Origin of the sequence: Neobacillus mesonae (genome assembly GCF_023715155.1) — a bacterium.
Taxonomy (GTDB): Bacteria; Bacillota; Bacilli; order Bacillales; family Cytobacillaceae; genus Neobacillus; species Neobacillus mesonae_A.
The window spans coordinates 20,723-34,627 of sequence record NZ_JAMBNQ010000026.1; the positions used below are offsets into that span (position 1 = coordinate 20,723).

Sequence of the window (13,905 nt, forward strand, 5' to 3'; positions counted from 1 at the left end):
ACGAATGGTCTTGCTGCCTAAAGCCAATAGGCTTCCTGGGCTGGAATATCAAACTTATATAACAATAAATGAACGAAAATTAAGGAGGAAACTTAATCATGACTAAAGAACAAATCATTGAAGCGGTTAAAAACATGACTGTTTTAGAACTTAACGATCTAGTAAAAGCAATCGAAGAAGAATTCGGCGTAACTGCTGCTGCTCCTGTAGCTGTTGTTGGCGCTGCTGGTGCTGCAGCTGAAGAAAAAACTGAATTTGATGTAATCCTATCTGGCGCTGGCGACCAAAAAATCAAAGTTATCAAAGTGGTTCGTGAAATTACTGGTCTTGGACTTAAAGAAGCAAAAGAACTTGTTGACAACACTCCAAAAGCACTTAAAGAAGGCATCTCTAAAGAAGAAGCTGAAGAAATCAAAGCTAAGCTTGATGAAGTTGGAGCTAACGTCGAAGTTAAGTAATTTAGACAATGAAAAAAGAGCTCGCTGCATAAGCGGGCTTTTTTTAACTATTCCTCAATTTCCTCAAATATCTGCTATTTGCCGGAGGTGAGTCTATATGACAGAACACTACTATTCTCGAACCCAGAATGTTGAAAGTAATCCGCAGTATTGGGACTTTTCTCTTAGAAACCATAGGCTTCGCTTTAAGACGGATAATGGTGTCTTTTCAAAAAGGGAAGTAGACTTTGGCTCACGTCTGTTGATCGAATCTTTTATCAGCCCAACAATTGAAGGCCCAATCCTTGATGTGGGCTGCGGTTATGGCCCAATCGGATTATCGATTGCAAAGGATGAACAGGACCGGATGATACATATGGTTGATGTCAATGAACGAGCAATTCAGCTGGCAAAGGAAAATGCCGGGCTGAATAAAATTCAAAACGTAGAAATCTATGAAAGTGACCGGCTGTCATCAGTTAACGAAATGAACTTTGCTGCTATTTTAACCAATCCACCTATTCGGGCAGGTAAAAAAACCGTTCATGATATTTTTGAACAAAGCGCTTTGCATCTTGTGCCAAACGGAGAGCTTTGGATAGTGATTCAAAAAAAACAAGGTGCACCTTCCGCTTTGGAAAAGTTGAAAACAATTTTTTCACAAGTTGAAACAGTAGACAAATCCAAAGGCTATTTTATTTTTAAAGCAGTAAAAAACAGTTGACTTGGAAGTTGCTGTGTGTTAGCATTATAAAATGCCATCATAATATTTACCGTTTTATTCCTTTAAATACTAATTTTACAGTATAAAATCAGGATAAAAAGGGAATGATGACAAAATAATACTCAAAATGTGAAAATGTGGTTTTTGAGCAAAAAACCCTTTTTCTTTTTGTCTTGCGAGAGAGCTTTTGCTCTGACTCAAAAGATATAAATTTTTTTAAATAACGCTTGATTTGAGGGGTGAATCAGTTGACAGGTCAACTAGTTCAGTATGGACGACACCGCCAACGAAGAAGTTACGCACGAATCAGTGAGGTTTTAGAATTACCAAATCTAATTGAAATCCAAACCTCTTCATATCAGTGGTTTCTTGATGAGGGATTGCGTGAAATGTTCCAGGATATTTCACCGATTGAGGACTTTACTGGTAACCTATCACTAGAATTTATTGATTACAGTCTTGGCGATCCAAAGTATTCTGTTGAAGAATCAAAAGAACGGGACGTTACATATTCTGCTCCATTACGTGTAAAAGTACGTCTTGTAAACAAAGAAACAGGCGAAGTGAAAGATCAAGATGTATTCATGGGTGATTTTCCACTTATGACGGAAACAGGTACATTTGTTATTAATGGAGCAGAGCGCGTTATTGTTTCCCAGTTAGTACGCTCACCAAGCGTATACTTTAACGGGAAAGTCGATAAGAATGGGAAAAAAGGATTTACAGCTACGGTAATTCCGAACCGCGGCGCTTGGCTGGAATATGAAACAGATGCCAAAGATGTCGTATATGTCAGAATCGATCGTACTCGGAAACTGCCCGTTACGGTTCTTTTGCGTGCATTAGGGTTCGGCTCTGATCAAGAAATCATCGACTTAATCGGTGATAATGAATATTTGCGCAACACTCTTGAGAAGGACAATACAGAGGGTGTAGACAAAGCATTACTTGAAATCTACGAACGTCTTCGTCCAGGAGAACCTCCAACTGTTGAAAATGCGAGAAGTTTACTAATTTCCCGCTTCTTTGACCCTAAGCGCTATGATCTTGCAAACGTAGGACGTTATAAAATTAATAAAAAGCTTCATATCAAGCATCGTCTATTTAATCAACGTTTAGCGGAGACTTTAGCTGATCCTGAAACAGGTGAAGTTATTGCTGAGAAGGGTACTATTCTTGATCGTAGAAACCTAGATCGCATTTTACCTGCGCTTGAGAAAAATATTAATTTTAAGAGCTTTAACCCTGTTGGGGGAGTAGTAGAAGATGAAATTATTCTTCAGGCTATTAAAATTCTTGTTCCTGGCGATGAAAATGAAAAAGTCATTAATGTATTAGGCAACGCCTACGTGGCTGAGCCAATCAAACATATTACACCTGCAGATATCATTGCATCTATCAGCTATTTCTTTGATTTGCTCCATGGTGTTGGTGATACAGACGATATTGACCACTTAGGTAACAGACGTCTGCGTTCTGTTGGTGAACTCTTGCAAAATCAGTTCCGAATTGGCTTATCCCGGATGGAACGTGTTGTTCGTGAAAGAATGTCGATTCAAGATACGGCAACCATTACACCACAGCAATTAATAAACATTCGTCCAGTAATTGCATCCATCAAGGAGTTTTTCGGAAGTTCACAGTTATCCCAGTTCATGGACCAAACGAACCCGCTTGCGGAATTAACCCATAAGCGCCGTTTATCTGCACTCGGACCGGGAGGATTGACTCGTGAACGTGCTGGAATGGAAGTACGTGACGTACACTATTCTCACTATGGCCGGATGTGTCCAATCGAAACACCTGAAGGTCCGAACATCGGCTTAATTAACTCACTATCATCCTATGCAAAGGTAAACCGTTTTGGTTTTATTGAAACACCTTACCGAAGGGTTGACCCTGATACTGGCCGAGTCACAAGTCATATTGATTATCTGACAGCAGATGAAGAAGATCATTATGTGGTTGCCCAAGCAAACTCACGGGTTGATGAAAATGGTTCCTTCCTTGATGAAGAAGTAGTGGCTCGTTTCCGTGGTGAAAACACCGCTGTAAAACGCGAACGGATCGATTACATGGATGTATCGCCAAAACAGGTTGTTTCGGCAGCGACTGCATGTATTCCGTTCCTTGAAAATGATGACTCTAACCGTGCCTTGATGGGGGCGAACATGCAGCGGCAGGCTGTTCCGCTCTTGCAGCCAGAAGCTCCAAGAGTTGGTACTGGAATGGAGTATGTATCAGCAAAGGACTCAGGCGCAGCTGTTATTTGTAAACATCCAGGTATAGTGGAACATGTCGAAGCACGTGAAGTTTGGGTGCGCCGCATTAAAGAAGTGGACGGTCAGGAAGTTAAAGGCGATCTCGATAAATATCGGTTCTTGAAATTTGTTCGTTCCAACCAAGGAATGTGCTACAACCAGCGTCCAATTGTTAAAGTTGGAGACCGAGTTGTAAAAGGAGAAGTTCTTGGTGACGGTCCATCTATGGAATTAGGCGAATTAGCATTAGGACGCAATGTCCTCGTTGCCTTTATGACATGGGATGGATATAACTATGAAGATGCGATTATCATGAGTGAGCGCCTTGTTAAAGATGATGTTTATACATCTATTCACATTGAAGAATATGAATCAGAATCACGTGATACAAAGCTTGGACCTGAAGAAATCACCCGTGATATTCCAAACGTAGGTGAAGATGCATTAAAAAATCTTGATGAGCGTGGAATTATCCGAATTGGTGCGGAAGTAAAAGATGGCGACCTTCTAGTTGGAAAGGTAACACCAAAAGGGGTTACAGAGCTGACTGCGGAGGAAAGACTACTTCATGCCATTTTCGGTGAAAAGGCACGTGAAGTGCGTGATACATCTCTTCGTGTTCCACACGGAGGCGGTGGAATTGTCCATGATGTAAAGGTATTTAACCGCGAAGATGGTGATGAGCTCCCTCCAGGTGTAAATCAGCTTGTCCGCGTTTATATTGTTCAAAAACGTAAGATTCACCAGGGCGATAAGATGGCCGGACGACATGGAAATAAAGGGGTTATCTCGAGAATCTTACCTGAAGAAGATATGCCGTTCATGCCAGATGGAACACCTGTTGATATCATGTTAAATCCGCTGGGTGTGCCATCTCGGATGAACATCGGACAGGTGCTGGAGCTTCACTTAGGTATGGCAGCAAGACAATTAGGACTTCATGTAGCTACTCCTGTATTTGACGGTGCACGTGAAGAAGATGTTTGGGCTACGATTGAAGAAGCAGGCATGGCTCGTGATGCCAAAACTATTCTTTATGATGGCCGTACAGGTGAACCATTCGATAACCGTGTATCTGTCGGAGTCATGTATATGATCAAGCTGGCACACATGGTTGATGATAAATTACATGCGCGTTCAACAGGACCGTACTCACTTGTTACGCAGCAGCCGCTTGGCGGTAAAGCCCAATTCGGCGGACAGCGTTTTGGTGAAATGGAGGTTTGGGCACTTGAAGCATACGGTGCAGCTTACACGCTTCAAGAAATCCTAACTGTTAAATCAGATGATGTAGTGGGCCGTGTAAAAACATATGAATCCATTGTTAAGGGTGAAAATGTACCGGAACCAGGCGTCCCTGAGTCATTTAAAGTATTGATTAAAGAACTTCAAAGCCTTGGTATGGATGTCAAGATTCTTTCCGGCGATGAAGAGGAAATTGAAATGCGGGATATGGAAGATGAGGAAGACTTACAGCAAGTCGAAACCTTAAATATTGTTCCAGAAACTCCGGACACGGAATCTGAAAAGGTCGGTGTGAAAGAATAATAATTTGTTTAAGCGCACGGCATTCCGCGTGTTCGCTTAAATTTTTATTCATAAAGGGTAAGATGAAGCGCAGCAGCGTTTTTAAACATTTAGAGGCTGGATGTCAGAAGAAGCAATCGGCGCCAGCCGGTTGCTTCAATTAAAAGGGAGGTAGGCCCCTTGCTTGATGTTAATAATTTTGAGTATATGAAAATTGGCCTTGCTTCACCGGATAAGATCCGTTCATGGTCTTTCGGAGAGGTCAAAAAACCAGAAACCATTAATTATCGTACATTAAAGCCTGAGAAAGACGGCTTATTCTGTGAAAGAATTTTCGGTCCGACAAAGGACTGGGAATGTCATTGCGGTAAATACAAACGTGTACGTTACAAAGGCGTTGTTTGTGATCGATGTGGTGTTGAAGTAACACGTGCAAAGGTACGTCGTGAACGAATGGGGCATATTGAGCTGGCTGCTCCTGTTTCACATATATGGTATTTTAAAGGAATTCCTAGCCGTATGGGGCTTGTATTAGACATGTCTCCCAGGGCATTAGAAGAGGTTATTTACTTTGCTTCCTATGTTGTAACAGAAGCTGGAGATACGGCTCTTGAAAGGAAACAATTATTATCTGAGAAAGAATATCGTGCCTATCGTGAAAAATACGGCAATAAGTTCCAAGCAGCAATGGGTGCTGAAGCAATTAGACGTCTTCTTTCTGATATTGATTTGGATAAAGAAGTAGATATCTTAAAAGAGGAATTAAAGACAGCGCAGGGACAGCGGCGTACCCGTGCAATTAAAAGACTAGAGGTGTTGGAAGCATTCCGCAACTCTGGAAATGAACCATCATGGATGGTGCTGGATGTACTGCCTGTTATTCCGCCGGAACTTCGTCCAATGGTACAGCTGGATGGAGGAAGATTTGCTACATCTGATTTGAACGACCTATACCGCCGTGTAATCAACCGTAACAATCGCTTAAAGCGTTTGTTGGATTTGGGAGCACCAAGTATTATTGTTCAAAACGAAAAGAGAATGCTGCAAGAAGCGGTTGACGCATTAATTGACAACGGCCGCCGCGGTCGTCCAGTTACAGGACCTGGTAACCGTCCATTGAAATCACTTTCTCATATGTTAAAAGGTAAACAAGGACGTTTCCGTCAGAACCTGCTGGGTAAACGTGTTGACTACTCTGGCCGTTCGGTTATCGTTGTAGGCCCATACTTAAAAATGTATCAATGCGGGCTTCCAAAGGAAATGGCTCTTGAATTATTCAAACCGTTTATTATGAAAGAGCTGGTTGAAAAAGGTTTAGCTCATAATATCAAATCGGCAAAACGTAAAATTGAAAGAGTATCTCCGGATGTTTGGGATGTACTTGAAGATGTCATTAAAGAACATCCAGTTCTACTAAACCGTGCCCCTACTTTGCATAGATTAGGGATTCAAGCATTTGAACCAACGCTTGTTGAAGGACGGGCAATTCGTCTTCACCCGCTGGTTTGTACTGCATATAATGCGGACTTTGACGGCGACCAGATGGCTGTTCACGTACCGCTGTCAGCTGAAGCACAGGCGGAAGCACGATTATTAATGCTTGCAGCGCAAAACATTCTAAACCCTAAGGATGGTAAACCAGTTGTTACACCATCACAGGACATGGTATTAGGTAACTATTACTTAACATTAGAACGAGAAGACGCTGTCGGCGAAGGTATGGTTTTTAAAGACACAAATGAAGCACTTCTTGCTTATCAAAATGGTTTTGTTCATTTTCACAGCCGGGTAGCAGTTCATGCTGGTTCATTGAAAAATGAAACATTTACGGAAGAACAAAATAATAAGCTTCTCATTACTACAGTAGGGAAACTTATTTTTAATGAAATTCTTCCAAAATCATTCCCTTATCTCAACGAGCCTACTAAGAGTAATCTTGAGGAAAAAACACCTGAGAAGTATTTCGTTGAAAAAGGGGAAGATATTAAGGCGAAAATTAAGAGTATGCCTATAATAGATCCATTTAAAAAGAAAGTTCTTGGAAATATCATCGCTGAGGTATTCAAGCGTTTCAAGATTACGGAAACATCCAAAATGCTTGACCGCATGAAAGACCTTGGATTTAAATATTCCACTAAGGCGGGTATTACCGTTGGGGTTGCTGACATCGTCGTTCTTGGCGAAAAGCAGCAGATTCTTCATGATGCCCAAGGAAAAGTGGATAATGTTCAGAAGCAGTTTAGACGTGGTCTTATTACAGAAGACGAGCGTTATGACCGTGTAATCTCCATTTGGAGCCAAGCAAAGGATACGATTCAGGGAAAACTGATGAAATCCTTGCATAACACGAACCCAATCTTTATGATGAGTGACTCTGGTGCCCGTGGTAACGCATCTAACTTTACACAGCTTGCTGGTATGCGTGGTTTGATGGCGAACCCGGCTGGACGTATTATTGAATTACCAATTAAATCAAGTTTCCGTGAAGGTTTAACCGTATTGGAATACTTTATTTCCACTCACGGTGCACGTAAAGGTCTTGCGGATACAGCACTGAAGACAGCTGACTCTGGTTACTTAACCCGTCGACTTGTTGATGTTGCACAGGATGTCATTGTCCGCGAAGATGACTGTGGAACTGACCGCGGTTTTGCTATTCGTGCATTGAAAGATGGAACAGAGATTATCGAATCTTTGGAAGAACGGTTAATTGGCCGTTATGCCCGAAATACTATCAAACATCCTGAGACTAATGAAGTGCTTGTTAGTGAAAATGATTTGATTACAGAAGATATTGCACTAGCGATTGTGGATGCAGGTATCGAAGAGGTTAAAATTCGCTCTGCATTTACATGTAATACCCGTCATGGTGTATGTAAAAAATGTTATGGACGGAACCTGGCAACCGGACAAGAGGTTGAAGTCGGTGAAGCAGTTGGTATTATTGCTGCCCAATCTATTGGTGAACCAGGCACACAATTAACAATGCGTACATTCCACACAGGCGGTGTTGCAGGAGACGATATCACCCAAGGTTTACCGCGTATCCAGGAAATTTTCGAAGCGCGTAATCCAAAAGGGCAGGCTGTCATTTCTGAAATCGGCGGTGAAGTAGTCGGACTTAACGAAGGCCGTGACCGCCAGCATGAAATTGTGATTCAAGGTGAAGTAGAATCACGCACCTATAATGCACCGTATACTGCACGTTTAAAGGTTGCAATTGGAGATAGGGTTGAACCAGGACAGGAACTAACAGAAGGTTCAATTGACCCTAAAGAACTGATCAAGGTGAAAGATGTTATTTCAGTTCAAGAGTATTTGCTGCGTGAAGTACAGAAAGTATACCGCATGCAAGGGGTTGAAATTGGCGATAAACACGTAGAGGTTATGGTACGGCAGATGCTTCGCAAGATCCGCGTAAGTGATGCTGGCGAAACGGATGTACTTCCAGGTACCCTGCTTGATATTCACCAATTTACAGATGCCAATGAAAAAGCATTATTAGAGGGCAGATTACCGGCAACAGGACGTCCTGTATTGCTTGGTATCACGAAAGCCTCTCTTGAAACAGATTCATTCCTATCGGCAGCATCTTTCCAAGAAACAACAAGAGTTCTTACAGATGCGGCTATCAAAGGTAAGCGGGATGAATTGCTTGGCTTAAAAGAAAATGTTATCATCGGTAAACTTGTACCAGCTGGTACAGGAATGCAGCGCTACCGCAAGGCTGAACCGATACTTCTTGAGACAGAATCAGAAGAGCCGATAACGGTTGAATAACAAATCTGCGGTACTTGCTTAAACGGCAAGTACCGTATTTTAAGAAAAAGAAACATAAACTTTTGTTGACATCTTATTTATAAGGTGGTAATATATCAAAGGTGCTCCTATACACCTGATACTTTGGAGGATATCAACTATGTCTTATGAAAAAGTATTACAGGCTGGCAAGTTTGTTATAGGAACAAAACAAGCAGTGAAGGCACTTCAAGAAGGAATTGTTCAAAAGCTTATTATCGCTGCTGATGCTGATCCAAAGATAACTGCGGATGCGGTAAAACAAGCGAGTGAACGCGAAGTTCCAATCATTTATGCCGATTCTATGAAAAAATTAGGGAAGGCATGTAATATACAAGTCGGTGCTGCAACTGTAGCCATAATCCATTAAAAACTGTTTTTGTAGATTGAATGATCTGCAGAAACTTTGTTTTTGCAAAAAAATGAACCACCTGGATGTGTGGGCTTACAAATAATGAAGGGAGGATATACAAATGCCTACAATTAATCAATTAGTGCGCAAACCACGTCAATCAGTGACAGAGAAGTCAAAATCTCCTGCGCTAAACAAAGGTTATAACAGCTTTAAAAAATCACAAACAAACGTATCATCACCACAAAAACGCGGGGTATGTACTCGTGTTGGTACGATGACACCAAAGAAACCAAACTCAGCGTTACGTAAATATGCTCGTGTACGTTTGACAAATGGTATTGAGGTGACTGCGTACATTCCTGGTATCGGCCACAACCTTCAAGAACACAGTGTTGTTCTTATCCGTGGCGGACGTGTAAAAGACTTACCAGGGGTACGTTATCATATCGTTCGTGGAGCGCTTGATACTGCTGGTGTTAACAACCGTATGCAAGGCCGCTCGAAATATGGTACAAAGAAACCAAAAGCAGCTAAGAAATAATCATACTAAATAGAAGCTTCTTTGAAAGGAGGAAGAAATATGCCACGTAAAGGTCCTGTAACAAAAAGAGATGTGTTACCAGATCCGATTTACAATTCAAAATTAGTTACTCGTTTAATCAACAAAATGATGATTGACGGTAAAAGAGGTAAATCTCAAGAAATTCTTTACTCAGCATTTGATACTATTCGTGAACGCACTGGCAAAGAGCCAATGGAAGTTTTCGATGCAGCTATGAAAAACATCATGCCTGTACTTGAAGTTAGAGCACGTCGTGTGGGTGGTGCAAACTATCAAGTACCAGTTGAGGTGCGCCCTGATCGCAGATCAACTCTTGGTCTACGCTGGTTAGTAAACTACGCTCGTCTTCGCGGAGAAAAAACAATGGAAGAGCGTTTAGCTAACGAAATTATGGATGCAGCAAATAACACTGGTGCATCTGTTAAGAAACGTGAAGATACACACAAAATGGCAGAAGCAAACAAAGCGTTTGCTCACTATCGTTGGTAATTTTACCTTCAAAAAATACTTTTATACTAGGAAGGAGAAAGACTTAGATGGCAAGAGAGTTCTCCTTAGAAAAGACTCGTAATATTGGCATCATGGCTCACATCGACGCCGGTAAAACAACGACCACTGAGCGTATCCTTTATTACACCGGTAAAATTCACAAAATCGGTGAAACACATGAAGGTGCATCTCAGATGGACTGGATGGAACAAGAGCAAGAACGCGGTATTACCATTACATCTGCTGCTACAACAGCACAATGGAAAAACCACCGTGTAAACATCATTGACACTCCAGGGCACGTAGACTTCACTGTTGAAGTTGAACGTTCTCTTCGTGTACTAGATGGCGCTGTAGCCGTTCTTGATGCACAATCTGGAGTTGAGCCTCAAACTGAAACAGTTTGGCGTCAGGCAACGACATATGGTGTACCTCGTGTAGTATTTGTCAACAAGATGGACAAACTTGGAGCAGATTTCTTATATTCTGTAAAGACTTTGCATGACCGTCTTCAGGCAAACGCACACCCAATTCAACTGCCAATTGGAGCTGAAGATCAATTCTCAGCTATTATTGACCTAGTTGAAATGAATGCAGTGTTCTATGGAAACGACTTAGGTACTGAAATTGAAGTTGGCGAAATTCCAGAAGAATATAAAGCACAAGCTGAAGAATATCGTGAAAAACTGCTTGAAGCAGTTGCAGAACTAGATGAAGAATTAATGGAAAAATACCTTGGCGGTGAAGAAATCACTAAAGAAGAGCTAAAAGCAGCAATTCGTAAAGGTACTCTTAACGTTGAATTCTATCCAGTTGTCTGTGGATCTGCATTCAAAAACAAAGGTGTACAGTTAATGCTTGATGCAGTTATTGATTATCTTCCATCACCATTAGATGTTCCTTCTATTAAAGGACATGCAGTTGATGATGAAGAAGAAATCGTTGAACGTCACTCAAATGATGAAGAGCCATTCTCTGCACTGGCTTTCAAAGTTATGACTGACCCTTATGTAGGTAAGTTAACGTTCTTCCGTGTTTACTCTGGTACTTTAGATTCTGGATCATATGTTCAGAACTCTACGAAAGGCAAGCGTGAACGTATTGGACGTATCCTGCAAATGCATGCTAATCACCGTCAAGAAATCTCAACAGTTTATGCCGGTGACATTGCTGCAGCAGTTGGTTTGAAAGATACAACTACTGGTGACACACTTTGTGATGACAAAAATCTTGTTATCTTAGAGTCTATGCAGTTCCCTGAACCAGTAATCCAATTATCTGTAGAGCCAAAATCAAAAGCTGACCAAGATAAGATGACAACAGCACTTCAAAAGCTTCAAGAAGAAGACCCAACATTCCGTGCTCATACTGACCAGGAAACTGGACAGGTAATCATAGCTGGTATGGGTGAGCTTCACCTTGATATCATCGTTGACCGTATGAAGCGTGAATTTAAGGTAGAAGCAAATGTAGGTGCACCTCAAGTTGCATATCGTGAAACTTTCCGTTCTTCTGCCCAAGTTCAGGGTAAGTTCGCTCGTCAGTCTGGTGGTCGTGGACAATACGGGGATGTTTGGATTGAATTCTCTCCAAACGAAGAAGGAAAAGGTTTTGAATTTGAAAATGCAATTGTCGGTGGTGTTGTTCCTCGTGAATACATCCCTGCAGTTGAAGCTGGTTTAAAAGATGCACTTGACAGAGGAGTACTTGCTGGATATCCATTGGTTGATATCAAAGCAAAACTATATGATGGTTCATACCATGATGTTGACTCATCTGAAATGGCATTTAAAATTGCGGCCTCTTTAGCTCTTAGAAATGCTGCGTCTAAATGTAATCCTGTAATCCTTGAACCTGTAATGAGAGTGGAAGTTGTCATTCCAGAGGAATATCTTGGAGATATTATGGGCCAAATAACAGCACGTCGCGGACGAGTTGAAGGTATGGAAGCTCGCGGCAACGCTCAAGTAGTACGTGCGATGGTTCCGCTGTCTGAAATGTTCGGATATGCAACAGCTCTTCGTTCCAGCACACAAGGACGCGGAGTATTCTCTATGCATTTTGATCACTATGAAGAGGTTCCAAAATCAATTTCTGAAGAAATTATTAAAAAAAATAAAGGTGAATAATTGATTTTCACCTTTCTTTCAAGTATAACTACTTATGTAAGAATGGAAACTGTTTCAAAAGGCTCTTCTTATGAAACAGTTTCCGCTTAAAAATATACTTAAACTTTATAATCCAAAGGAGGATTTTTTCAAATGGGAAAAGCTAAATTCGACCGTTCTAAACCCCACGTTAACATTGGTACAATTGGTCACGTTGACCATGGTAAAACTACTTTAACTGCTGCAATTACAGCTGTACTTGCTAAGTCAGGTAAAGCTGAAGCTCGTGCATATGATCAAATTGACGGTGCTCCAGAAGAAAAAGAACGTGGAATCACAATCTCTACTGCACACGTTGAATATGAAACTGATACTCGTCACTATGCACACGTTGACTGCCCAGGACACGCAGACTACGTTAAAAACATGATCACTGGTGCTGCACAAATGGATGGCGGTATCCTAGTTGTGTCTGCTGCTGACGGCCCAATGCCACAAACTCGTGAGCATATTCTTCTTTCTCGTCAGGTTGGCGTACCTTACCTTGTTGTATTCATGAACAAGTGTGATATGGTTGACGACGAAGAATTACTTGAATTAGTTGAAATGGAAGTTCGTGATCTTCTTTCTGAATATGACTTCCCTGGCGATGATATTCCAGTAATCAAAGGTTCTGCTCTTAAAGCATTAGAAGGCGATGCACAATGGGAAGAAAAAATTATTGAATTAATGAATGCTGTTGACGAGTACATTCCAACACCAACTCGTGACACTGACAAACCTTTCATGATGCCAGTTGAGGATGTATTCTCAATCACTGGTCGTGGAACAGTTGCTACTGGCCGTGTAGAACGTGGACAAGTTAAAGTTGGTGACGTAGTTGAAATCGTTGGTTTCACTGAAGAACCAAAATCTACTACTGTAACAGGCGTTGAAATGTTCCGTAAGCTTCTTGACTTTGCTGAAGCTGGTGACAACATCGGTGCCCTTCTTCGTGGTGTAGCTCGTGAAGAAGTAGAACGTGGACAAGTTTTGGCTAAACCAAAATCAATTACTCCACACAAAAAGTTTAAAGCACAAGTTTACGTATTATCAAAAGAAGAAGGCGGACGTCATACTCCATTCTTCTCAAACTATCGTCCACAATTCTATTTCCGTACTTCTGATATTACTGGAATTATCACTCTTCCAGAAGGTACTGAAATGGTAATGCCTGGCGATAATACTGAAATGACTGTTGAGCTAATTGCTCCAGTTGCGATTGAAGAAGGAACAAAGTTCTCTATCCGTGAAGGTGGACGTACTGTAGGTTCAGGTTCAATCACTACTGTTATCGAGTAAAATAATATTAAAGCAGCTGGGTGACGATCCAGCTGCTTTTTTTCTTCTATTATATACTGTTTATTTAGAATGGATAATTTGGTAGAATGCTGGATATTTCGATTATGTGTTGAAAATCATTGTGTCTGCCGCTATAATAATAAAAGTGTCTAGAACATGAAGAGAAAACAATAAAAAATGTTGCGTTTGCTTTATGTTTTATGTATAATAGACAATGTTGGTCTTTGACTGCGATGAAGTGAGAGGTTGCTGACACACCCGGCCGCTTTGCCATGGCGCTGTGTTAGGGAAATTCTCACGGAG

General features: G+C 41.3%; 9 protein-coding genes. All 9 read left to right on the forward strand.

Going from position 1 to position 13,905, the window contains the following annotated elements:
* Positions 1-98: 98 nt before the first annotated feature.
* The 9 genes from rplL to tuf all read left to right on the forward strand — a co-directional run bounded on the left by rplL (position 99) and on the right by tuf (position 13,602).
* Positions 99-458, forward strand: coding sequence for a 50S ribosomal protein L7/L12 (rplL, locus tag M3183_RS18385; protein WP_251472001.1), 360 nt, complete (start codon positions 99-101; stop codon positions 456-458).
* A gap of 97 nt (positions 459-555) precedes the next feature.
* Positions 556-1,161 carry a class I SAM-dependent methyltransferase gene (locus M3183_RS18390; RefSeq protein WP_251472002.1) on the forward strand — a complete coding sequence of 202 codons (606 nt, stop codon included), beginning with the start codon at positions 556-558 and terminating at the stop codon, positions 1,159-1,161.
* Positions 1,162-1,409: 248 nt separating this feature from the next.
* Positions 1,410-4,970, forward strand: coding sequence for a DNA-directed RNA polymerase subunit beta (rpoB, locus tag M3183_RS18395; protein ID WP_251472003.1), 3,561 nt, complete (start codon positions 1,410-1,412; stop codon positions 4,968-4,970).
* Positions 4,971-5,129: 159 nt separating this feature from the next.
* The gene (rpoC, locus tag M3183_RS18400) at positions 5,130-8,729 is read left to right on the forward strand and encodes a DNA-directed RNA polymerase subunit beta' (RefSeq protein ID WP_251472004.1); all 3,600 of its coding nucleotides are present in this window, start codon (positions 5,130-5,132) and stop codon (positions 8,727-8,729) included.
* A gap of 139 nt (positions 8,730-8,868) precedes the next feature.
* A complete protein-coding gene (locus tag M3183_RS18405; RefSeq protein ID WP_251472006.1) occupies positions 8,869-9,117 on the forward strand; it encodes a 50S ribosomal protein L7ae-like protein in 249 nt (82 codons plus the stop codon).
* Positions 9,118-9,220: 103 nt separating this feature from the next.
* Positions 9,221-9,643, forward strand: coding sequence for a 30S ribosomal protein S12 (rpsL, locus tag M3183_RS18410; protein ID WP_251472007.1), 423 nt, complete (start codon positions 9,221-9,223; stop codon positions 9,641-9,643).
* Positions 9,644-9,682: 39 nt separating this feature from the next.
* The gene (gene rpsG / locus M3183_RS18415) at positions 9,683-10,153 is read left to right on the forward strand and encodes a 30S ribosomal protein S7 (protein WP_251472008.1); all 471 of its coding nucleotides are present in this window, start codon (positions 9,683-9,685) and stop codon (positions 10,151-10,153) included.
* Positions 10,154-10,200: 47 nt separating this feature from the next.
* Entirely contained in the window at positions 10,201-12,282 is a 2,082-nt protein-coding gene (fusA, locus tag M3183_RS18420) for an elongation factor G (protein WP_251472009.1), read from the forward strand.
* A gap of 132 nt (positions 12,283-12,414) precedes the next feature.
* The gene (tuf, locus tag M3183_RS18425) at positions 12,415-13,602 is read left to right on the forward strand and encodes an elongation factor Tu (protein WP_251472010.1); all 1,188 of its coding nucleotides are present in this window, start codon (positions 12,415-12,417) and stop codon (positions 13,600-13,602) included.
* The last annotated feature ends 303 nt before the right edge of the window (positions 13,603-13,905 follow it).